The sequence below is a fragment of the Methylobacterium sp. 1973 genome (genome assembly GCF_040545035.1).
Lineage (GTDB): Bacteria > Pseudomonadota > Alphaproteobacteria > Rhizobiales > Beijerinckiaceae > Methylobacterium > Methylobacterium fujisawaense.
Genome location: NZ_JBEPLA010000007.1, coordinates 272488 through 293179, shown reverse-complemented (window position 1 = coordinate 293179; position 20692 = coordinate 272488). Strand labels below are relative to the sequence as shown.

Here is a 20692-nt window from a genome sequence, read left to right as displayed (position 1 = left end):
CGGCGATGGTTTCCACACCGGCCGTGGCGCGGTGCCCGGCCGGTCCTATCGGAGGCAGATCATGTCCCGCGCGGACCCGGCCCCAACACAATCGCCGACGTGGCGGACGGACGAGATTCTGGTCAGCATCCTGCAGTACACGGCCGGCATCGCGCTGGTGCTGACGGCGTGGGTGCTGGCCTTCACCGACCATGCCCGTGCGGCGGGGTCCGCGCTGCTGCCGGGCTTGCTCATCATCATGCTCTACGGCGCCAACCAGATCCGCTTCCGGGCCGTGCTGGAACGGACGGTCCTGCTCGTCGGGGTTTGGACGCTGGTCGCACCCTGGGCCCTCGGCTTCGCGGCGAATGACGGCGCGACCTGGGCGCATGTCGTTCTCGGGAGCCTGGCCGTCGCCTCCGCCACGGCCCTGCTGCGGATCGCGAGGCGGCCATGACGGTCTCGCGGCCCGCCGCCTGCGCGGCGCTCCTCGCCGGCCTTCTGGCGGTCGGAACCGGCGCCGCGGCGGCCGATCCCGACGAGGGTCACCGCCTCCGGGGATGGACCATCGCCACGCAGCTCTGCAGCCCGTGTCACGTCGTCGGTCGCGTCCCGCAGGCCGGCGACGCCATGGGGCCGTCCTTCGTCCGGATCGCCAACATGCCCTCGACGACCGGACTGGCGCTCAACGTCTTCCTGCAGAGCCACCACCAGCGCATGCCGAGCCTGCGGCTCGACCGCGACGAGATGGATGCGGTCATCGACTACATCCTCAGCCTCAAGGAGGCCGAGGCCATCCGGCCATGAGGCGCGGCACGCTTTCGGAGCCGTCCGGGACGAGACGCGGATTCCGTCCGCAGACATGCCTGCCGCCCGTCAGGCCGCCCGCGACGGCCTCGGAGCCGGGCAGGCCCCGCGCCGGACGGCCGCGGCTTCCTGGCGTCAGCGATGGGCTGGGCGTCGGCGATGCACCGGTCGCCCGGGTCGCGGCCTTCGGGGCGGCCGTCGCGTCTCCGCGCCGTCAGGATACCGGAACCGAGGCGCCGGAGGTATCGGCCTTCAGGTGCTCCCGGAACCACCGCGCCGCGTGCTGCGCCACCGTCTCGAGCGTCCCCGGCTCCTCGAAAAGGTGCGACGCACCGGGCACGACGACCAGGCGCTTGACGCAGGTCAGACGGGCCAGGGCCGCCTCGTTCAGGGCGAGGACCTCGGGGTCGCGGCTCCCCACGAGCAGCAGCGTCGGAGCCCGCACGCGGGCCAGGGTCGCGCCCGCCAGGTCGGGTCGGCCGCCGCGCGACACGATCGCCCCGACCTGATCCGGCTCGGCGGCAGCCGCAATCAGCGCGGCCGCAGCCCCGGTGCTCGCGCCGAAATAGCCCCGCGGGAGCCGCCGCAGATCCCGCTGGCCGGAGAGCCACGCGGCCACGGAGCGCAGCCGCCCGGCCAGGAATGGGATGTCGAAACGCAGCTGGCCGGTCCGGCGGTCGGCCGTCTCTTCGCTCGGGGTCAGAAGGTCCGCCAGCACCGTCGCGAAGCCCACCGCATTGAGCGCCTGCGCGACGCTGCGGTTGCGCGGGCTGAAGCGGCCGCTTCCGGAACCGTGCGCGAACAGGATGACGCCGCGGGGCGTGCGTGGAACGTGCAGGTCGGCCGCCAGGAACGCCGCGGCGGCCGGAATCCGGATCTGCTGCTCGCGCGGAGCGAGGATTTCGTCCATGGCCAGCTCCTCCGCTGGGGAGAGGATCGCGCCGGCGGCTCAGAGGCCGACCGGGAAGGTTTCCGGCACCTCGCCCGCATCCCACTCGGCCGTCCGCTCCAGGGGCGTCACCGCGCGTGTCTCGTCGAAGTGGAGGATCGCGTCGAACTGCTCCGGAAGGCAGGCTCGGGCATAATGGCTCTGCAGCTCCGTATCGGGCCGGTAGATGACGCCGATCGCCCGCTCGATCCGGTCGGTCCGGAGGATTTGCTCCGCCTCCCCGCCGAGGGTGAGGGGCAGCAGGAAGCGGCCTATGCCGAGGGCGTGGAACAAGGCCTCGTAGCTGTCGGGTCGCGCGGGACGCACGCGCTTGCGCTCGGCCGGCTGATCCCAGTCGGAGGCGGCCGTCACGGTCCCCGCGTAGGTGCTGAAGCCGACGCTCACGACGGCGCGGCCGTGGCGTTCCCGCAGCAGCTGCCCCAGGTTCAGTTCGCCCCGCTCGCCCATCGCAGTGGCGCGGGCGTCGCCGAGATGGGAGTTGTGCGCCCAGACGGCGATCTTCACCGGGCCGGGCCGGCGCTCCAGATGCGCCACCAGCCGCTCCAGGCTGTCGGCCATGTGGCGGTCCCGCAGGTTCCAGGAGGAGACCTCCGCCAGGAACATCGTGCGGTAATAGGCTTCGGCGCTCTTGACGACCCGTGCGTTCTGTTCGGCGTTGAAGAGTTCCTCGCCATCGGCGCTGCCGCTCCAGGACAGGGTATCGGCCGTGCGCCGCTGCAGCGCCAGGAGCTGGGCGACGGCCTGCTCCTGGCAGGATCCGATGCCCTTCAGCCCGGTCATGAAGCCGTAGGCCTGGCCGCTGTCGCCGAACCGGTCGAAGCAGGCGTAGCGCGTACGCGCCACCGCGGCGGCGGCCGGGTCGACGGCTTCCAGGCAGCGGAGCACCGCCTTCATCGAGGCGCGCAGGCTGTAGAGATCGATGCCGTACACGCCCACCCGCGCCTGCGCCGGCAGGCCCTGGTTGTGGATGCGCAGCCACTCGACGAACTCGACCATCTCGGTGTTGCGCCACATCCAGGTGGGGAAGCGGCGGAAGCCGGCGAGCGCCTCGACGGCGTCGAGGTCGTCGCTGTCGCCGCGAACGTAGCGGTTCACCCGCCAGGCATCCGGCCAGTCGGCCTCGATGGCCACGGCCCCGAAGCCCTTGTCGGTGATCAGCCGCCGGGTGATCTCCGCCCGTTCCCGGTAGAACTCGTGCGTCCCGTGGGAGGCCTCGCCGAGGAGCGCGAAGCGCGCCTCGCCGATCAGCGCCAGCAGCGGATCGTAGTCGTCGGGGCCGCCTTCCAGGGGGATCGCCGCCGCGCGCAGGCGGCGGAGGACCGTGGGGTCCGGCGCGTCGTCGGCGTGCGCCGCGGCGGGATCGGCCGCGCCCGCGGCCTGCGCGCGCCCGAGCAGCCGGCGCACCTCGTCGTCGCTCGTCTGCGTGAAATCCCGGTACGCGGCGCCCACCGCCCAGAACGGTTCGGGCAGGTCGGCGCAGACGACCGCATCCGCCTCGTGTTTCAGCCGCTCGACCGTCTCGCGGGAGGCGGTGGGCACGGCCACGACCACCTCCTTCGGCTGGCGCTGCCGGATCGCCCGGATGGCGGCCTGCATCGAGGCGCCGGTGGCCAGGCCATCGTCCACCAGGATGACGGTGCGCCCGCGGACATCGGCGGGCGCACGCCCGCCGCGATAGACGCGCTCGCGCCGCAGGAGCTCCTCTTGCTCCTGCGCGGTGACCGCGTCGATCAGGTAGGGGGGGACCTTCAGGGACGCGACGATGTCCTGGTTGAGAACCCGCACACCGCCGCTGGCGATGGCGCCCATGGCGAGTTCCTCGTAGCCCGGCACGCCGAGCTTGCGCACGATGAACACGTCGAGGGGCGCGTGCAGCGCGTCGGCCACCGCGGCCGCCACCGGAACGCCGCCGCGCGGCAGCGCCAGGATCACGACGTCGGAGCGCTCGGCGAAGGCGGCGAGTCCCTTGACGAGTTCCCGACCCGCTTCGGCGCGGTCGCGAAAGATGCGCTCGGCCATCGCCACCCTCCCGCTGCGCGGATCCCGGAACAGGATCGTCGTTCGCCGGGGCGGGCGACCCGACGCGTCGGGCCCGCCCCGGGCTCGCGTTCGAAAGCCGGCTACGCGGCCTGAACGGCGATCGTCTTCTCGGCCTTCGCCTCCGCGGTCTTCGGCAGCGTCACCGTCAGCACGCCGTTCTTGAGGACCGCCTCGATCTTGCCCGCGTCGACGCCCGGCGGCATGCGGAAGGCCCGCTCGATGGCGCCGAACCGGCGCTCGGACAGGTAGAAGCCCTCGCCCTTGCGTTCCTGGTCTTGCCGCTTCTCCCCCTTGATCATCAGCATGCCGTCGGTGACTTTGACCTCGACATGCTTCTCATCGATACCGGGCAGCTCGGCCGTGACTTCGTAGCAGGTCGGCTTGTTCTGTATGTCGGCCACGGGAGACAGTTGCCACAGCGCGCCGCCGGTGAACGGCGTGGTGGCCGCCCCGAGGAAATCGAAGGGCACGCGCTTCAGGCTGCGCGCCAGGTCGTCGATGAGATGATCGATGTCCCGGCGCACATTCTCGAACGGACGCCATTCGGCCGGTGCGGACGCGCGCTCCGACCCGTCGCTGCTGACCGACACTTTTGTACCAGACTCGGCCATGGGGAATGCCTCCTCTCAAGAAGTGGTCCGCATCGGTAGGGCCCGCACCCCGATGCGGCATTGATTCACCTCAAGATCAACCGCGCCAGAAGACACGAAAATAAACGATAATCAGAATACGAATATTTGGAAAAACGACGACATCAACAAGACATCGAGACAGCCCCAGGCTGTCCACGCAGGATCTCCATCCGCACCGCAGGCGCGCGCGGGCGGCCGGCATCCAGCCGTCGGTCCCAGGGCGGCCTGCCCGCGCGCCTTCGTCAGCGATGATGCGCGGAGACGGCGCGCAGAACCTCGCCCGACAGCCCGGCGCCGACCTTGTGGGAGATGTCCCCGAGGCTCACCATGCCGACGAGCTTCTGGTCGGCGTCGATGACCGGAAGGCGGCGGACCCGCTTGTTCTCCATGATCTTGATCGCCAGAGCGAGATCGTCGTCCGGAGCGCAGCAGGCGACCCGGGTGGTCATCACGTCGGTCGCGGTCATCGTCTGCGGGTCCTTGCCGTCCGCCAGGGCGCGGCACGCGATGTCCCGGTCGGTGACGATGCCGACCAAGTGGCCGTCCGACTTGACGGGCAGCGCGCCCACATCGGCATCCCGCATCTGCCGCGCAATCACGTCGACGCGCGTCTCGGCCGAGACGAAAGTCGCACCTTTGTGCATGACGTCACGGACTTTCATGAGCTTGGCCTCGTGCTGATGGTTTCGGATCCGCCCCGGAATCGCCTCCGCGCGGATTCTGTCGGAAACCCTCTTCCGGCTGGAATGACCGGCATTGATGCAGGTCAACGGAAGTTTCGTTCAGCTCAAGACTTCGTCCGAAGCTCGCGCCCGAAGCACAGGCGTTCCGCGGGCCCCGGCGACCGGTGCGCGAAACCTTCCGCGGCTCAGTGCGCCATCAGGGTCGGCACCGTTATCCTGCGGAGGAGGTCGCGGCTCGCCCCGCCGAGGAAGACTTCGCGCAGGCGGGAATGGCCGTAGGCCCCCATCACGAGAAGGTCGACGCCGGCCTGGGCGACCTCCGCCAGCAGGGTTTCGCCGACGGTGGTGCCGCTGATGATCGCGCGGTAATCGGCGGCGATGCCGTGGCGACCCAGATGCTTCACCACGCGGGCGCCGCCCTCGCTGACGCCGGCCACCGCCTCCGTCTGCACCGTGAGGACGCGCACGCGCTCGGCGCGGCTCAGGAGCGGCAGCGCATCGGCCAGCGCCCGTGCGGCCGCGGCGCTGCCGTCCCAGGCCACCGTGACGGCGCCGAACCGCGCCGGCCGGCCCCACCGCGCCGGCACCACGAGGATCGGCCGGCCCGCTCCGAGGAGAAGGTCTTCGATATAGGCATCCGCCGGCTTGTCGCGGCCCGGATCGGCCCGCTCGACCACGATGAGATCGGCGAGGCGGGCCCGATCCAGCAGGCGGCTCCGGATGTCGCCCGCGCTCCCGCTCAGGGTTTCCATCTCCATCGGCACGTCGGCGGTTCTGGCGGCGTAGGACAGGTCGTCGGCGGCATCGCGCACCACCGCGAGGGCGGCCTCACGGGCCGAGAGGGCGAAGCCATAGGGCAGCTCCGCCAGGGGGGCCTCATCGCCGCCCTCCGGCTGGAGGTACAGGCATCCGGCCGCGGCCCCGACCTCCCGGGCCAGGGACAGCGCGTAGGGCCCGGCGGCCTCTCCGACCGCGTCCGCGACGATGAGCAGATCCTTGATCATGGCGCGCATCCTGTGAGGGCGAACCGGAGGACGATCCGCGTTCCGGTCCAGGCCGCCAGGGTGCGCCGATGGGCACGGCGAGCCTTGATTCATCGCAAAGAGGCCGGACGGCCGGCCTTTGATGTCCCTCAATGCCGCGCCCGGGCCCGAGGCGGATCCTGGCGGCTCACTCGGGCACGCGGAGGCGGGCGATGCGTGACGTCCTGGTCGTCTATTATTCGCGCTCGGGCACGACCGACGTGGTGGCCCGGGCGCTCGCGACCGCGCTCGGCGCCGACCTCGATCGGATCACGCCTGCGGTCTCCTATGCGGGGGCGGCGGGATTCGTGAGAGGCCTGTGGCATGCGCTCCGTCGGATCGGGCCGCCGATCCGGAAGCGCTTCGATCCGGCGCCGTTCAAGACGGTCGTCCTGTGCTCACCCGTCTGGGCCGGCCGGCTTCCCGGGCCGGTGCGGACCTACCTCCAGGAGGCCGGGGCGCCGCCGCACCTGCTCGGCGTCGCCGTCTCGGGCTCGGGGGGCGCGCAGGCCGCCTTCTTCCGCGATCTGGAGCAGATCAGCGGCTGCGCCGGCATGCCCACCCTCTCGTTGACCCAACGCCAGGTCCTGACCGGCGCGTATCGCCCGTCCCTGGACGCGTTTGCCCAGACCGCGCGTCGCGGCTTGAGCGACGCGGCCCCGGCCCGGCCCCGCGCGGACGGCAACGCGCCGGATCGGTCCGGTCCGGACGGCCTTCCGGGCGGCGGCCTCATCGCCTGAAGGCGGGCAACAGAGGAAGGAACGTGATCGCGATCTCGAGGGCGATCAGCAGGACGACCACGATCTCCAGGCGCAACGAGCGGTTCGTGTGCATCAGGTCGGTGAGCGCGGTCGCCGTCGCGCCGATCACGGTGAGCTTGCGATTCAGCGTGGCCGTCCGCTCCCGCAGCTCGTACTCGTCCTCGAGGCGCGCGTAGAGGCGTTCCAGGCCCGGCTGATCCCACAGCACCTCGGGCTTCTCCTCGACCGCCACGCGCCCCGACACCCTGTGCTGGACGAGCAGCGTGCTGCCGACATGCTTCAGGACGGCCCGACGGCCGCCCGATGCGCGCCCCGTCTCGGCCAGCCGCCGCGCCAAGGGCTCGATCACGTCGAAGACAGCCGCGACCTCGATCTCGTTCTGCGCCAGCGCCGTGCTCTTGGCGAGGATGTCGGCGATGACGATCAGACGCCCGGGCGTCAGCTGGCGGATGGCGATCCGGCCGCCGGGCACGACCTGATCGTCGTGATCCGGCCCGATCTCGATCGTGGCGGTCTCCTCTTCCGGCCGCGTCACGGGACCGCGGACACGCGACAGCAGGCCTGCCGCCATCGCCTCCTCCTCGCTCGGAGACAGCCCGACCGTCACCACGACCCCGTAGCGGAAGACCACCGCGAAACCGCACCCGACCCGCAAGGCGAGCGGGTTGATCGCGAGCGTGTCGTTGCGTTCGAGACCCGCCGTATCGATGCGGTCGCCGAGGATCCGGGCGCGGGCGATCAGGCGTTGCGGTTCGACCGGCAGCGTGTCCTGGCTCAGCGGAACCCCCGACCGCGTCGATCCGATGCCCGGCCGCGAGAGGGACCCGGCGCCCGGTTTGATCCAACGCAAGGTGTCCCGTCGCCCCGCGCAATACGGTCCCGGGCACGGCGGCGACACGCGCGCCGGACCCGTTGAGGGAGCGGAGGATGCGCACCATCGACAATCAATCGCAGGACATCTTCCTGAACGGATTGAGTCTCCTGCTGGGCATCGGCCTGATCGCGGCGCCCTGGTATTTCGGATTCGCGTCCGAGACTGCCGCGGCTTGGAACGCCTGGATCTTCGGCACCACGGTCGCGATCCTCGCCGTGCTGGCGCTGATGCAGACCTACGACTGGGAGGTCTACGCCATCGCGGCAGCGGGACTCTGGGTCTGCCTGGCCCCTTGGGCACTCGGCTTCCAGGAGGCCACGGTGGCGACGTGGGCGCATGTGAGCTTCGGCATCGCGCTGGTCATCTCGGCGAGTTCCGAAGTCTGGCGTCTGCGCGAATCCCCGTCGGCCTACGAGGTCTGAGCCGGCGCCGCCCCCCTGGCCCGCACCCCCGCCGTGCCGCGGCCTGCCTCGTCCTCCGGGGGGCCGCCGTTCCGGCCCTCGTCGGATCCGGCCCTGGAGGCGTGGCGCCCGCGCCGATGCGCTGGAGCCCCCGTCGGGGATCGACCGTGCGGGAGCGCGGGTCCGCCCTCGGTCCGTCGAGGGCCGTGAAGCCATCGTGGTCGTGACGCTCGTAACGCTGCCGTGGCCCCTCGGGGCGCATTCGAGGCGCGGCGCGCCGGCGTTCCCCCCGCTGCGCATCGGATCCATCAGGGCGTCCCAGAGCGGTGGGCGAAGAGCTGCGCCAGGGCGCAGGAGGCCAGCCGCACCTCCGGGCTGTCGGAGCGGCTCGTCAGGATGATCGGGACACGGGCGCCGAGCAGCAGACCGGCGGCGTCGGCGCCCGCGAGATGGATCAGCTGCTTGGCGAGCATGTTGCCCGACACGAGGTCCGGCACCACGAGGATGTCGGCCTCGCCCGCGACCGGCGACACGAGGGCCTTCGCGGCGGCGGCGGCGCGGGAGATGGCGGTGTCGAAGGCCAGCGGCCCGTCGACGAGGCCGTCCGTGATCTGCCCGCGCCCGGCCATCTTGCACAGGGCCGCCGCGTCGAGGGTCGAGCCGAGCTTCGTGGAGACCGTCTCGACGGCCGAGAGGATCGCCACCTTGGGCTGCGCGATGCCGAGCGCGCGGGCGAGGTCGATGGCGTTCTGCACGATGTCGCGCTTCTCCTCCAGGCTCGGCGCGATGTTGACGGCGGCATCGGTCAGGAACAGCGGCTTGGGGTAGCTCGGCACGTCGAGGGCGTAGACGTGGCTCATGCGCCGCTCGGTCCGCAGGCCCGTCGCCCGGGCAATGGCGGCCGCCAGGATCTCGTCGGTGTGGAGCGCGCCCTTCATCAGCGCCGTCACCCGGCCGGCGCGGGCGAGGGAGACCGCCTTCTCCGCCGCGGCGTGGCTGTGGGGCGCGTCGACGATCTCGATGCCGTCGAGGGCGAGGCCGGCCGCGCGCGCCGCGGCCTCGATCTTCGGCCGCGGCCCCACCAGAACCGGCACGATCAGCCCGGCCTCGCGCGCGGCGCGCGCGCCCTCGAGCGAGACCGCATCGCAGGGATGGACGACGGCCGTCAGCGCCGGGGCGAAGCGGCGCGCCGCCGCAATCATGGGTTTCCAATGCACGCCCCGCTCGTGCAGGTGGACCTCCGGCAGCAGGACGCGCGGCCGGCGCACCTTGTCGGCGGGGGCCAGCACCTCGGCCTCGCCGGTGATGACCGTCTCGCCCTGCGCATTCAGGCAGACGCAGTCGAGGCGGACCCGCTGATCGGCGGCCTCCTTGGCGCGCACGGTGACGCGCGCCGTCACGGTGTCGCCGATCCGGACCGGATGCAGGAACCGCAGGGACTGGCTGAGATAGACCGTGCCGGGCCCGGGCAGTTCGGTGCCGAGCACCGCCGAGATCAGCGACCCGCCCCAGAGCCCGTGCGCAATCACCCCGTGGAACCGGTCCGTGGCGGCATAGTCCCGATCGAGATGGGCCGGATTCACGTCGCCGGAGGCCAGGGCGAACAGGCTGATGTCCTGCGCCTGCAGGGTGCGGGTCAGGCTGGCGGTGTCGCCCACCGCGATCTCGTCGAAGGTGCGGTTCTCGATGAAGCGGGGCGGTTCCATCGGGCCACCCGCTCAGGCTTCCAGCACGTAGGCGCCGGGCGCGTCCCCGAGCACCGCGTAGCCCGAGGCCGGTGCGCCCATCGCGGGCGGCGGGGCGGGCGGCCCCGACCGCTCGGCGAGCCAGGCGGCCCAGGCGGGCCACCAGGACCCTTCGCACTGCGGCGTCTGCCCGATCCAGGTGTCGGGATCGCGGTAACGGTCGGTCGCCCGCGTGGTGCGGATCCGATGACGGGCCTGCTTCCGCCCCGGCGGCGCGACGATCCCGGCATTGTGGCCGCCGCTGGCGAGGACGAAGGTGACGTCGGTATCGGCGAGGGGGTGGATCTTGAACACCGAACGCCAGGGCGCGACGTGATCGCGCTCCGTGGCCGCCGCGAAGACCGGGACGCGGATGTCGCTGATGGAGACCGGCCGGTCTCCGGCCAGGAAACGCCCCTCCGCGAGATCGTTGTCGAGGAACAGGCCACGCAGATATTCGGCGTGCATCCGCGCCGGCAGGCGCGTCGCGTCCGCGTTCCAGGCCGTCAGGTCTGTCATCGGCTGTCGCCGCCCCAGGAGATAGTCGCGGACGATCCGGGACCAGATCAGGTCGTTCGAACGCAGGAGCTGGAAGGCGCCGGCCATCTGCCGGGCATCGAGGGTGCCTTGGCTGCGCATCAGGCTCTCCAGGAAGCTGATCTGGCTCTCGCCGATGAACAGCGTCAGCTCTCCGGCCTCGGTGAAGTCGAGCTGCGCGGCGAACAGGCTGAGTGAGGCGAGGCGCGCGTCGCCGTCCCGGCTCATCGCGGCGGCCGCGATGGCGAGCAACGTCCCGCCCAGGCAATACCCGGCCGCGTGGATCGGGTGGCCGGGAACGATGGCCGCGACGGCCTCAAGGGCCGCCATCACGCCGAGCCGGCGATAATCGTCGAAGGACACGTCCCGGTCCTCCGGACCGGGATTGCGCCAGGAGATCATGAAGACGGTGTGGCCCTGGGCCGTGAGGTACCGGACCAGGGAGTTTTCGGGCGACAGATCGAGGATGTAGAACTTCATGATCCAGGCCGGGACGATCAGCACCGGCTCCGGCCGGACCGCGGTCACGGTGGGGGCGTACTGGATCAGCTCGATCAGCCGGTTGCGGAACACGACCTTGCCGGGCGAGACCGCCACCGCGCCGCCGACCGGGAAGGCGTCGGCGCCGACCGGCTTCAGACCTTCGGCCGCGCGCAGGGCGTCCTCGGCGGCATTGAGCAGGCCCGTGACGAGGTTCGCACCGCCGGTCCGCACGGTCTCGCCTAGCACGACCGGATTGGTCCAGGGCAGGTTCGAGGGCGAGGCGGCATCGAGGACTTGGCGCGCCGCGAAGGCGACCATGGTCTCGTGGGCGCGGCACACGCCGGGCACGCCGGTCGTGGCGTTGTGCCACCATTGCTGGGTCAGCAGGAACGACTGGCAGGCGAGGCTGAAGGGCCAGACCTGCCAGGCCGGATCGTCGAAGCGGTGGTCCTGGGGCAGCGGATCGATGCACGGCGCAGCATGGCCCTGCAGGACGGCGCTCCGGGCGGCGAACTGCGCGAGGCGCACCTGCTTCCGCAGGAGCTTCATCACCAATGTGGCCTGCTTGCCGGGCGAGAAGACCGCGTGGATGGCCCAGTCGAACCACGCCTCGGCGAGGGCAGCGGGGGAGAGGCCGGCCGTCATCCGGGCGACGGACGCGTGCACGCTCTGATCGATCGCTCGCCGGACCGGCGCCAGATCGTCCTCGTCCTCGGGGGGATCGGGCCGGGATGCCGGGCTGGGGACCTCCGGGATCGGGCGCAGACGCAACCCGGGCCGCGGCGGCTCAGCGGCCGTCTCGGCCCGGTCTCTCACCTCAGCGTCGAGCATGCACGGTCTCCTGCGACGCCGCGCAGGGTACGGCAGGCGCAGCCGCCGTCCCGTGATTCAGATCAAGGTGCGGCGGACGGCCCCCGGCCGCGGTCCCCCGATGTCACGAGAGGGCGACCGTCTTGCGGAACCGCAGGATCGCCGCGACGACGAACACGGCGCCGATCGCGCTCACCACCACGATGCGGGGCCAGACCGCGTCGAGACCGGCGCCCCGGTAGAGGATCGCCTGTGCGAAGGCCACGAAATGGACCGTGGGGGAGGCCTGGAGGAGCGTGGCGAGCCAGGGCGGCATGCTCTCCAGCGGCGTGTTGCTCCCGGACAGCATGGCGAGCGGCAGGTAGACCAGGAGGTAGATCAGGCCGAGCTGCGGCATCGAGCGCGCGAGGGTGCCCAGGAACAGGCCGATCGCCGTCGCGAAGAACAGGTACGCCGCCGTCCCGACCAGAAACAGCGGGATGGAGCCGATGATCGGCACGTGCAGCAGGCCCCGCACGACGAGGACGAGGGACAGGCCAACGGCCACCAGGATGACGAGGCCGTTGGACCAGACCTTCGCCATAGCGATCTCGAAGGGCGTGACCGGCATCACCAGCAGGTGCTCCAACGTCCCCCGCTCGCGCTCCCGCACCACCGCCGCACCGGCCAGGATGATGGCCAGCATCGTCACGCTGTTGAGGATCCCCATCACGCTCGTGAACCACGCCGTCTCGGCATTGGGGTTGAAGGCGATGCGCGCGACGAGTGCGACCGGCGCCGGCGCCGACCCCCCTGCGCGGCCGACGAAGCGGGCGACCTCGTCGGCCACGATCTGCTGCGCGTAGGCTGCGCCGAGGCCGGCCTGCACCATCGCGGTGGCGTCGATGTCGAGCTGGAGCCGGGCTGGCTTCAGACCGAGCAGGTCGGCTTGGAAGCGCGGCGGGATGTCGAGCACGAACGTGTAGGTGCCCGCGTTCAGCGCCGGGACGATGTCCCGTTCGGCGATGGCGACGGGCGGCTTGAAATGGGGGGGCAGGAAGGCCTGCGTGATCTGCCGGGACAGCGTCGAGCGGTCCTCGTCGACGATGGCGATCGCGGCGTTGTGCAGTTCCTGCGAGCTGCTCTGCGCCTGCGCCAGGATGGCGAGGGAGAAGCTGTAGACGACGAGGCCCAGCAGGACGTAGTCGCGCCCGAAGCTGCGCAGCTCCTTGGTCCCGAGCCAGACGATGTTCGCGAGGGTGGCCACGGCGCAGTCCCGTCCGCGATCAGGATTCCTGCCGGGGCATCGCCAGGCAGGCCGCCGCGGTCAGGACGGGGACGAATACAGCCAGGATGGCGAGGCTGCCGGCGAGGTCGGCCCAGCCGAGGCCCTTGGTGAAGGCCCCGAGGCTCACCGGCAGGTAATAGGTCATGGGGAAGAGCCGCCCCAGGATGCGCCCCAGGCCCGACAGGGAGGCCACGGGGACGAGCATCCCGGCGAACATGGTGGCGGGCAGCACGGTCAGGATGGCGGTGCCGAACAGGGCCGCGATCTGGGTCCGCGCGAAGGTCGAGACCAGCATCCCGTAGGCCGTCGTCGCCGTCACGTAGATCAGCGTGCCGACGACCAGGACCGAGGCGCTCCCCTTCAGCGGGACCCCGAAGACGAACCGCGCCAGCAGGACCATCAGCGCGAAATTGACGAGCGCCAAGCCGATATAGGGGAGCTGCTTGCCCAGTAGGAATTCCAGGCGCGTCAGGGGCGTCACGTAGAGATTGGTGATCGAGCCGAGCTCCTTCTCGCGCACCACCGCCAGCGCCATCATGATCGCCGGGATCAGGGCGAGCTGGAGGGCGATCTGCGCCGGCACCATCGCGAAGATGCTGTCGAAATCCTGGTTGTACTTGAAGCGGACCGCAATCTCGGCCTGGGGAGCCGGATCGGCCTTGGCAGGAAATCGCCGCGGATCGGACAGATAGCGCTGGTGCACCCCGGACAGGTAGCCCCGGATGGTCTGCGCGAAGAACGGCCGGGCCCCGTCGATCCAGGCCGCCACCTGCGTCGGCCGCCCGCGGGCCACGTCCCGGCCGAAGCCCGGCGGGATCTCGATCGCGGCCGCGATGTCCCCCCGGGCGAGCCGCCGCTCGAGATCGCCGAACCCCGACAGGGGCGGGGTCTCCACGAAATAGCGCGAGCCGCGCAGGTCCTCGAGATAGGCGCGGCTCGCATGGCTCCGGTCGTGATCGAGCACCGCGAAGGCGACGCTGTTCACGTCGGTGGAAATGCCGAAGCCGAAGACCAGCATCAGGAAGGTCGTGCCCAGGACCGCGAAGGCGAGGCGGACCCGGTCGCGCGCCAGTTCCAGCGCCTCGCGACGTGCGCAGGCGAGGAGCCGGCGCGGGCTGACCGGGATGATGCCGTCCGTCCGAGGGCCGGACGGGGGAAGCCGCGCCTCCGTGATCGCGGGCGTCTGCGGGGGCGCTCCGGTGCCGCCGGCTCCGGCCCGTTCGAGGAGGGTGACGAAGGCGTCCTCCAGGGTGGCGGCCCCGCAACGCGCCACCAGTCCCGCGGGGGTGTCGATGGCCAGGACCCGCCCCGAATCCATCAGCGCGAGGCGGTCGCAGCGTTCGGCCTCGGCCATGAAGTGGGTCGACACGAAGATCGTCACGCCCTGGCGGCGCGCGAGATCGAGCAGGAGAGCCCAGAAGCGGTCGCGTGCCGGCGGATCCACCCCGGAGGTCGGCTCGTCCAGAATGAGGAGTTCGGGCCCGTGGACGACGGCCACCGCCAGGGACAGGCGCTGCCGGATGCCGAGCGGCAGGTCCTCGGCACGCTGATCGACGTGGCGGGCGAGGTCGAACTGCGCGACGAGTTCGGCCACCCGGGCGCGCCTGGCCTCGGGGCTGAGCCGGAACAGGCGGGCATGCAGGGCGAGGTTCTGCCGGACGGTCAGCTCGGCATAGAGCGAGAAGGCCTGCGACATGTAGCCGACCCGTCGGCGCGCCGCGATGCCGCCCGCGGCGACCGGCTGCCCGAACAGGAGCGCCTCGCCCTCGCTCGGCGGCAGGAGGCCGGTCAGGACCTTCATGGTCGTGGTCTTGCCGCAGCCGTTCGAGCCGACGAACCCGAAGATCTCCCCGGGCAGGATGTCGAAGCTGACGCGGTCCACCGCCGTGAAGGCGCCGAACCGCCGTGTCAGGTCGCGCGCGGTGATGATCGGCCGGTCGCGCCCGGGGGCGGCCCTGGGCGGCACCGGCGCCCGGGACGGGGGCGCGTCATCCTGCGGCAGCAGGGCCGTGAAGGCGGCCTCGACGCCGGCCGCGCCGGTCCGCCGCCGAAGCCCCTCCGGGGAGCCCGTGGCGACCACCCGGCCGTCGTTCATGGCGACGAGCCAGTCGAAGGCCTCCGCCTCCTGCATGTAGGCCGTGGCGACCAGCACCGACATGGCCGGGCGCCGCGCCCGGATGCGCCCGATCAGCTCCCAGAACTGCCGGCGCGAAAGCGGATCGACCCCGGTGGTCGGCTCGTCGAGGATCAGCAGGTCGGGATCGTGGATCAGGGCGCAGCAGAGGCCGAGCTTCTGGCGCATGCCGCCGGACAGCTTCCCGGCCGGGCGGTCCGCGAAGGGCGCGAGCCCCGTGGCGGCCAGGAGTTCGGCGATCCGCGCGTCCCGCTCCGCCGGCTCCTGCCCGAACAGGCGGCCGAAGACATCGACGTTCTCGCGCACGCTGAGGCTGGCGTAGAGATTGCGCCCGAGTCCCTGCGGCATGTAGGCGATCCGCGGACACGCGGCCGCCCGGTGCCGAGCCTGCGCGATGTCGCCGTCGAGCACCGTGGCGCGGCCCGCCTGAACCCGCCGGGCCCCCGCGAGTATCGCGAGCAGCGACGACTTCCCGACGCCGTCCGGCCCGATCAGGCCCACGAGCCGGCCGCCGGGGATCGCCAGCGTGACGTCGTCGAGTGCGACGGTCCGGCCGTAGCGGTGCGTGAGATGCTCGACCCGGGCGACGGTGAGATCCGGCGGCCCCATCACGCGTCTCAGGGCGCCGTGGGGATCGGCGCGGGAGCCGGTGCAGCCGGGGGCGGGCTCGGGAGGAGCGAGGCCGGCCAAGCGGCCGTCTCGTCGGTCCGCACATAGGCGATCCCGGGCAACCCGCTGCGGATGAGGCGCTCGCGTCCACGGAGGCGCTCCGGGTCGATCCGCACCCGGATCCGGAACATCAGCTTGTCGCGCTCGTCACGGGTCTCCACGGTCTTCGGCGTGAACTGCGCCTGGCTCGAGACGAAGACCACCCGCGCCGGGATGACATGCCGAGGATAGGCGTCGAGCACGATGCGCGCCTCCGCGCCGATCCGGACACGGCCCGCCTCCGGCGTCGGCAGGTAGACATCCATGCGGACGTCGGCGGCGTCGAGCATCGTGAAGACCTTGCCGCCGGCGCCCAGGACCTCGCCGACATTGGCGACGCGATACTCGATGGGCCCGTCGCGCGGCGCGACGAGGGAATTGTCGGCGATGTTGACCCGGATAAAGGCGGCGCTCTGCGTCTGGGCTTCGAGGGCGTGCCGGGCCGCACCGACCCGCGCGGCCGCCGCCTCCCGGGCGGCCTGCGCCGCGTCGGCGTTCTTCCGCGCGACCTCCAGCGCATGTTCGCCGCCGCCGAACCGCGCCTCGGCCGCGCTCAGCGCCGCGGCCGCCTCGTCCGCCGCCTGCCGACGCGTGTCGAGCTGCTCGGCGGACGCGTAGCCCCGCGCCGTGAGATAGGTCGAGCGGCTCAGCTCCTGCTGGGTGAGCTTCACGTGGCTCTGCCGCTCCTGGATGTTGGCGCGGGCCTCCGCGACGGCGCGCTCGGCCTGGCTGACCGCCGCCTGGGTGGCGAGAACCTGGGCCTGCTGCTGGACGAGGGTCCGCTCCGCCTCCTCCACGCCCTTCTGGGCCTGGCGGATCTGCGCCTCCGCCTGGCTCAGCTGCGCCTCCAGATCCCGCGTATCCATCACGGCGACGACCTGCCCGGCCCGCACCAGGTCGCCCTCTTCGACGAGAAGACGCGCGATGCGGCCGGCGAACTTGGTCTCGATGTCGATCACGTTCGCTTCGAGCCGGCCATTCCCGGAGGCGAAGCCCGGCGGCAGCAACGGGCGATGGGCCTTCCACCATCCGTAGCCGCCCCCGGCGAGAAGCAGCAGCACGATGGCGGCCGTGAGCCACAGGCCGCGTGATCGCCGATCCGGACCGGCGGGGGGGCATGGCGCGGGAGACGGGACGCTGGTTCCGGGCGCGGGGACGACCTTGTCACGAAGCACCTCCGCCGTCCGGTTGCGGGCGCTGACGGAGGGCAGGACGGTGTCCACGCTCATGGGGACGCGCCCTCGATCCGTACGGCGCTGTCGGCAGGCGTGGCGGGATGCGTGGCGGGATGCGGTGCGGCGGAATCCTCCGCCCGGGCGTCGTCTGGACCCGGCAGGACCGTGCCGGTGATCGGCTCGACCCACGTCAGATGGTCGCGCAGGGCGACGACGCCCGGAACGCCGTCGACGGCGGCGCGCACCGCGCCCCTTTCCCGCTCGTCGGCGATCCAGCCGTGGAGCTCGACCGTTCCGTGCCGGACGGCGACCGCGATGGTGGCCTTCGGGATGCAGACGGCTTGGTCGAAGGCCGCGAGGATGTCCTGACGGATCTCGACATCACTGCGGTGGCCCGCAGTCCCGTCCGCGTCCAAGGCGGCGCCGAGAGCCCGGACGACATCCGCCCGGCTCACGATCCCGACGACGGCGTGCCCGCGCAGGACCGGCACCCGCTTGATCCGAGCCCGTATCAGGGTCTCGACGATCGCCTTCAGGGGCGTGTCCTCCGTCACGGTGGTCACGGGGCTGGACATCACCGCCTCGACCCGCCGGCCGTGCGCGTGGACATAATCCTCGGCGAGCCGGCCGGGGCTGCGCAGATACGCGATCCAGCGCGACATGCGGTGTTCGGTGCCGAGTTCGACCCGGCGGAGCAGATCGCCCTCCGTCACCATGCCGACGAGCGCGCCCTGCGCATCGATGACCGGCAGGCCGCTGATCTCGGCGTCGAGCATGAGATCGATCGCGCGCCGCAGGGCCGTGTCGGGGCAGACGCTGACGACGGGCGCCGACATGATCTGCCGGGCGCACAGGGGATGCAGCCTCAGGTGCGACCGGTCGCCCGCGGACGGCGACGGGGCATCGGGCCCTGGGGCGTGATCCGGAACGGAGGTGAGCGCTGGCATTCACAACCTCCCCGGCTTGGGATCGGGGCATCGATCAACCGGCATCGGCAGGGCGGCCGGCCACGGAGCAGGGTGCGCAGCCCAACCTTCGGCCCGCCTTGCGCTGGATCAAGCCCGGACGGACGGAGGGCCCGCCGCGGCCCTGAATCACGTCTGAGCGGGCGTGCCCCGCTCGTCCGGTTTCAGCCGCAGCACCGGTCCCGGCGAGGCCTGCCGGTCCATCACGGACTGGTCGATATCGCGCGCGGCATTCGCGTAGATCTCGAACCGCCGCTGGAGGACGGCCCGCTTGATGCGGTTCTTGCACTTGACCATGGCCGCGCGCGCCTTGTCGGCCCGCCGCCGCAGCTTGAGCGCCAGTTTCTCGTAGGATTTGTCGATGCGGGCGCCGACCCGTTCGGTCTCTTCGCTCAGGTTCGTAGCGAGATCGCGTTTCATGGCTTCACCTCTTCGCAGGTCTGCCATTCATCGCTGTCGGCGCAGCCTGGGCGTTGATCCAGCGCAACGTGCGGGCCGACGGGACGGCGCAACCGCCGGGGTGAGGCGACAGGCGGCGCCCTCCCCCGTGCGGGACCGGGGTCCCGCGCGCAGGCCGTTGCCGCAGGCTTCGGCCCGGCGGGCCGTGAAACGGCGTCAGGCCATCCGTTCGCTGCTGTGGCTCATCCGGCGCGCGACGTAATCCGTGCGGTGCCAATGCTGGCCGAAGATCAGCCATGCCAGCCCGAAGCCGACGCCGCCGGCGGCGAGCAGCGCCGCCACTGCGGCCGGATCGTGGCCGTTGGCCACCCGGCGGCTCAGCGCGTGTTCGTGCGGTCCCAGATGGATCGCCTGCCGCAGCGCTTCGGGGCTCTTCAGGATGTCCTGCAGGGCCCGTCTCACGTGTTCGCCGATGCGGCCGGCAAGCCGCTCATCCGGATGGGCGCCCTCCCCGCCCCGGCCCTCATGCTCGACGACCTCGTGTGCGTGGCTGTCCGTCATAGCGCGTCTCCATGGCTGGCTGCGGGTTCACGGGCGATCCGGTCTGCCGCTGCCCGGCCGTTCCGTCCAGACGAGAGCGACGATGCGGTCCTCGACGGCCCGGATGCGGGGCGCGGACCCGCGGCAAACTCTGCTCGCCCCCGGCCGGCGAGCCTTGATCTAGCGCAACGGCGACCGGGCCAATGACGACGAGCCCGGCGCCGCACGCGGGCCGAGCCTTGCGATAGGTCAATGCGGGGAACCCGGATCGGTCTGTGATGCCGTCACACGCTCTACCTCTACGGCGGAGGCGGCCATGCGGTATCCTCTCGTTCTCGGATGTTCGATCGCTCTTGTGGTGGTCTCGTCGGCTCTGGTCCGGGCCGGCGACAGGCCGGATTCGATGGATGTTGCGGCCAACCGAAGCGACTACATCGCCAAGAGCGGTGCGACCGTGCCGAAGCCGGACAAGATCGACGTCGACGAGAGCAGCCAGATCCAGCGGCGCACGCCGGAGCAGATCCGCGACGACGCCATCACCCGCGGCATCTGCGTCGGCTGCACCCGGTGATCCTCCGGCCGGGCGCGGACGACCCCGGCGCGGATCGGGCCGAACCGCGGCCCCGCCCCCCTCTCGCGCCGAGCCGGTCCCCCTTCGGGCGGCCGGTGCCCTAATACGTCGCGAACAGCCGCGCCACCGCCTCCGGCTCCGTCGTGACGGTCAGCGCCAGGGCCAGCAGGATTCTGGCCTTCTGCGGGGTGAGGTTGTCGGCGCTGAGGATGCCGCGGGTGCGCAGCCGGGTGGTGAGCGGGACGACGCCGCTGCCGGCCCGGGTCGACATCACCACCACGATCCCGGCGGCAGCCGCCGCCTCCAGGGCCTCGGCCTCGGCCGGCGGGGTCATGCCCGGGGCAAGACCGGCCGCGACGAGGCCGCGCGCGCCCGCCGACAGGAAGGCCCGGACCGCGGTGCCGTCCGCGTCGGCGTAGCCATAGACGATATCGACCCGCGGCAGCGCGGGCAGGCTGCGGATGTCGAAGGGCGTGCCCGGTGCGTGCGCCCGCTCGGAGCGGCGATAGTAGCGGACGCTGTCGCCGTCGACATGGCCGAGCACGCCGAAATCCGGCGTCCGGAACGTCTGAAGCCGGGCCACCGAGGTCTTGGTCACCTCGCGCGCCGCCTGGATCTCGTCGTTGAGCACCACCAGCACGCCGCGCCCGCGGGAGGCCGGCGCCGCGGCGGTGCGGATCGCGGCCACGAGATTGAGCTTGGCGTCGGTGGAGAGGGCGCTCATCGGCCGCTGCGAGCCGACCAGCACCACCGGCAGGTCGATCGTCAGGGTCAGGCTCAGGGCGTAGGCGGTCTCCTCCAGGGTGGCGGTGCCGTGCCCGATGACGATTCCCGCGAGATCCGCATGCTCGGCCGCGAGGCGCTCGCACAGGCGCACGAGGTCGCGCCACTCGGCAAATCCGATCGCCGGGCTCGGGACCGCCTGGAACGGGACCGGCACCACCGTGGCGACGGTGGCGAGTTCCGGGACCGCCTCCAGGATGCCGCCGGCTTCGAGGCGCCGGTCGGTGGCGGTGTAGTCGAGGATGTCGAGGGTGTCGCGCCCGAGGGACGAGATCGTCCCGCCCGTGCCGATGAACGCGACCTTGGGCAATCCGGTCCCCGATCCTGCCGCCATGCCGTGCCTCCCGACCCTGTCCGGTCGCGCGAATGCGATGGCGGAGTGATGCCGCGTCGCGCGGCCGAGGTCGATCCCGGCCGCGCGCAGGCGGGCGATGCGTCGGGCGGGCGG

The 20692-nt window shown here is 71.8% G+C and carries 20 protein-coding genes; 5 read left to right on the top strand and 15 right to left on the bottom strand.

What is annotated here, in order from left to right; genetic code table 11:
- Nucleotides 1-61: 61 nt before the first annotated feature.
- Nucleotides 62-436, top strand: coding sequence for an SPW repeat protein (locus tag ABIC70_RS16195; protein WP_043387180.1), 375 nt, complete (start codon nt 62-64; stop codon nt 434-436).
- Nucleotides 433-786 carry a c-type cytochrome gene (locus ABIC70_RS16190; protein WP_279900827.1) on the top strand — a complete coding sequence of 118 codons (354 nt, stop codon included), beginning with the start codon at nt 433-435 and terminating at the stop codon, nt 784-786. Before ABIC70_RS16195 ends, ABIC70_RS16190 begins: the two co-directional genes overlap by 4 nt.
- Before the next feature lie 214 nt (nt 787-1000).
- Here the strand turns inward: ABIC70_RS16190 and ABIC70_RS16185 are convergent, their stop codons facing one another.
- The 5 genes from ABIC70_RS16185 to ABIC70_RS16165 all read right to left on the bottom strand — a co-directional run bounded on the left by ABIC70_RS16185 (nt 1001) and on the right by ABIC70_RS16165 (nt 6094).
- Nucleotides 1001-1696, bottom strand: a complete 696-nt coding sequence (locus tag ABIC70_RS16185) for a dienelactone hydrolase family protein (RefSeq protein ID WP_043387178.1) — start codon at nt 1694-1696, stop codon at nt 1001-1003.
- A 39-nt stretch (nt 1697-1735) separates the two neighbouring features.
- Entirely contained in the window at nt 1736-3754 is a 2019-nt protein-coding gene (locus tag ABIC70_RS16180; protein WP_354440114.1) for an erythromycin esterase family protein, read from the bottom strand.
- A gap of 101 nt (nt 3755-3855) precedes the next feature.
- Nucleotides 3856-4386, bottom strand: a complete 531-nt coding sequence (locus tag ABIC70_RS16175; RefSeq protein ID WP_179697338.1) for an Hsp20/alpha crystallin family protein — start codon at nt 4384-4386, stop codon at nt 3856-3858.
- A 263-nt stretch (nt 4387-4649) separates the two neighbouring features.
- On the bottom strand, nt 4650-5069 hold the full coding sequence (locus tag ABIC70_RS16170) for a CBS domain-containing protein (protein ID WP_043352646.1): 420 nt from the start codon (nt 5067-5069) through the stop codon (nt 4650-4652).
- A 206-nt stretch (nt 5070-5275) separates the two neighbouring features.
- Nucleotides 5276-6094 carry a universal stress protein gene (locus tag ABIC70_RS16165; RefSeq protein ID WP_043386946.1) on the bottom strand — a complete coding sequence of 273 codons (819 nt, stop codon included), beginning with the start codon at nt 6092-6094 and terminating at the stop codon, nt 5276-5278.
- Between the two features lie 191 nt (nt 6095-6285).
- Here ABIC70_RS16165 and ABIC70_RS16160 point away from each other — a divergent pair, with 191 nt between their 5' ends.
- Entirely contained in the window at nt 6286-6852 is a 567-nt protein-coding gene (locus ABIC70_RS16160) for a flavodoxin family protein (RefSeq protein WP_075380915.1), read from the top strand.
- On the opposite strand, the gene ABIC70_RS16155 is transcribed toward ABIC70_RS16160, so the two are convergent.
- The gene (locus ABIC70_RS16155) at nt 6842-7723 is read right to left on the bottom strand and encodes an RMD1 family protein (RefSeq protein ID WP_403091468.1); all 882 of its coding nucleotides are present in this window, start codon (nt 7721-7723) and stop codon (nt 6842-6844) included. The two genes, ABIC70_RS16160 and ABIC70_RS16155, sit on opposite strands and share 11 nt — an antisense overlap.
- 77 nt (nt 7724-7800) lie before the next feature.
- On the opposite strand from ABIC70_RS16155, the gene ABIC70_RS16150 reads away from it, so the two are divergent.
- Nucleotides 7801-8169 (top strand): SPW repeat protein, encoded by a 369-nt coding sequence (locus ABIC70_RS16150; RefSeq protein ID WP_043386891.1) that lies wholly within the window; start codon nt 7801-7803, stop codon nt 8167-8169.
- Nucleotides 8170-8456: 287 nt separating this feature from the next.
- On the opposite strand, the gene ABIC70_RS16145 is transcribed toward ABIC70_RS16150, so the two are convergent.
- The 8 genes from ABIC70_RS16145 to ABIC70_RS16110 all read right to left on the bottom strand — a co-directional run bounded on the left by ABIC70_RS16145 (nt 8457) and on the right by ABIC70_RS16110 (nt 18911).
- On the bottom strand, nt 8457-9854 hold the full coding sequence (locus tag ABIC70_RS16145) for a bifunctional enoyl-CoA hydratase/phosphate acetyltransferase (protein WP_043349924.1): 1398 nt from the start codon (nt 9852-9854) through the stop codon (nt 8457-8459).
- 12 nt (nt 9855-9866) lie between these two features.
- Nucleotides 9867-11723, bottom strand: coding sequence for a PHA/PHB synthase family protein (locus ABIC70_RS16140; RefSeq protein WP_354440110.1), 1857 nt, complete (start codon nt 11721-11723; stop codon nt 9867-9869).
- 103 nt (nt 11724-11826) lie between these two features.
- On the bottom strand, nt 11827-12948 hold the full coding sequence (locus ABIC70_RS16135; RefSeq protein WP_354440108.1) for an ABC transporter permease: 1122 nt from the start codon (nt 12946-12948) through the stop codon (nt 11827-11829).
- A 19-nt stretch (nt 12949-12967) separates the two neighbouring features.
- Nucleotides 12968-15712 carry a ribosome-associated ATPase/putative transporter RbbA gene (rbbA, locus tag ABIC70_RS16130; RefSeq protein WP_354440162.1) on the bottom strand — a complete coding sequence of 915 codons (2745 nt, stop codon included), beginning with the start codon at nt 15710-15712 and terminating at the stop codon, nt 12968-12970.
- Nucleotides 15713-15720: 8 nt separating this feature from the next.
- Nucleotides 15721-17040, bottom strand: coding sequence for an HlyD family secretion protein (locus tag ABIC70_RS16125; protein ID WP_182592740.1), 1320 nt, complete (start codon nt 17038-17040; stop codon nt 15721-15723).
- Entirely contained in the window at nt 17037-17822 is a 786-nt protein-coding gene (locus ABIC70_RS16120; RefSeq protein WP_279900841.1) for a CBS domain-containing protein, read from the bottom strand. Before ABIC70_RS16120 ends, ABIC70_RS16125 begins: the two co-directional genes overlap by 4 nt.
- A 258-nt stretch (nt 17823-18080) precedes the next feature.
- Entirely contained in the window at nt 18081-18371 is a 291-nt protein-coding gene (locus ABIC70_RS16115) for a hypothetical protein (RefSeq protein WP_051044756.1), read from the bottom strand.
- A 195-nt stretch (nt 18372-18566) separates the two neighbouring features.
- Complete coding sequence (locus ABIC70_RS16110) at nt 18567-18911, bottom strand: hypothetical protein (RefSeq protein WP_043759339.1); 345 nt, start codon at nt 18909-18911, stop codon at nt 18567-18569.
- Nucleotides 18912-19206: 295 nt separating this feature from the next.
- Between ABIC70_RS16110 and ABIC70_RS16105 the strand changes: the two genes are divergently transcribed.
- A complete protein-coding gene (locus tag ABIC70_RS16105) occupies nt 19207-19461 on the top strand; it encodes a hypothetical protein (protein ID WP_182592738.1) in 255 nt (84 codons plus the stop codon).
- A gap of 100 nt (nt 19462-19561) precedes the next feature.
- On the opposite strand, the gene ABIC70_RS16100 is transcribed toward ABIC70_RS16105, so the two are convergent.
- Nucleotides 19562-20578 (bottom strand): asparaginase, encoded by a 1017-nt coding sequence (locus ABIC70_RS16100; RefSeq protein WP_043386909.1) that lies wholly within the window; start codon nt 20576-20578, stop codon nt 19562-19564.
- Nucleotides 20579-20692 lie beyond the last annotated feature (114 nt).

Excerpts from the sequence above, each read along its gene's own strand:
- ABIC70_RS16195 (WP_043387180.1), top strand. The coding sequence starts at position 62 with ATGTCCCGCGCGGACCCGGCCCCAACACAATCGCCGACGTGGCGGACG.
- ABIC70_RS16190 (WP_279900827.1), top strand. The coding sequence starts at position 433 with ATGACGGTCTCGCGGCCCGCCGCCTGCGCGGCGCTCCTCGCCGGCCTT.
- ABIC70_RS16185 (WP_043387178.1), bottom strand. The coding sequence starts at position 1,696 with ATGGACGAAATCCTCGCTCCGCGCGAGCAGCAGATCCGGATTCCGGCC.
- ABIC70_RS16180 (WP_354440114.1), bottom strand. The coding sequence starts at position 3,754 with ATGGCCGAGCGCATCTTTCGCGACCGCGCCGAAGCGGGTCGGGAACTC.
- ABIC70_RS16175 (WP_179697338.1), bottom strand. The coding sequence starts at position 4,386 with ATGGCCGAGTCTGGTACAAAAGTGTCGGTCAGCAGCGACGGGTCGGAG.
- ABIC70_RS16170 (WP_043352646.1), bottom strand. The coding sequence starts at position 5,069 with ATGAAAGTCCGTGACGTCATGCACAAAGGTGCGACTTTCGTCTCGGCC.
- ABIC70_RS16165 (WP_043386946.1), bottom strand. The coding sequence starts at position 6,094 with ATGATCAAGGATCTGCTCATCGTCGCGGACGCGGTCGGAGAGGCCGCC.
- ABIC70_RS16160 (WP_075380915.1), top strand. The coding sequence starts at position 6,286 with ATGCGTGACGTCCTGGTCGTCTATTATTCGCGCTCGGGCACGACCGAC.
- ABIC70_RS16150 (WP_043386891.1), top strand. The coding sequence starts at position 7,801 with ATGCGCACCATCGACAATCAATCGCAGGACATCTTCCTGAACGGATTG.
- ABIC70_RS16145 (WP_043349924.1), bottom strand. The coding sequence starts at position 9,854 with ATGGAACCGCCCCGCTTCATCGAGAACCGCACCTTCGACGAGATCGCG.
- ABIC70_RS16140 (WP_354440110.1), bottom strand. The coding sequence starts at position 11,723 with ATGCTCGACGCTGAGGTGAGAGACCGGGCCGAGACGGCCGCTGAGCCG.
- rbbA (WP_354440162.1), bottom strand. The coding sequence starts at position 15,712 with ATGGGGCCGCCGGATCTCACCGTCGCCCGGGTCGAGCATCTCACGCAC.
- ABIC70_RS16125 (WP_182592740.1), bottom strand. The coding sequence starts at position 17,040 with ATGAGCGTGGACACCGTCCTGCCCTCCGTCAGCGCCCGCAACCGGACG.
- ABIC70_RS16120 (WP_279900841.1), bottom strand. The coding sequence starts at position 17,822 with ATGTCGGCGCCCGTCGTCAGCGTCTGCCCCGACACGGCCCTGCGGCGC.
- ABIC70_RS16115 (WP_051044756.1), bottom strand. The coding sequence starts at position 18,371 with ATGAAACGCGATCTCGCTACGAACCTGAGCGAAGAGACCGAACGGGTC.
- ABIC70_RS16110 (WP_043759339.1), bottom strand. The coding sequence starts at position 18,911 with ATGACGGACAGCCACGCACACGAGGTCGTCGAGCATGAGGGCCGGGGC.
- ABIC70_RS16105 (WP_182592738.1), top strand. The coding sequence starts at position 19,207 with ATGCGGTATCCTCTCGTTCTCGGATGTTCGATCGCTCTTGTGGTGGTC.
- ABIC70_RS16100 (WP_043386909.1), bottom strand. The coding sequence starts at position 20,578 with ATGGCGGCAGGATCGGGGACCGGATTGCCCAAGGTCGCGTTCATCGGC.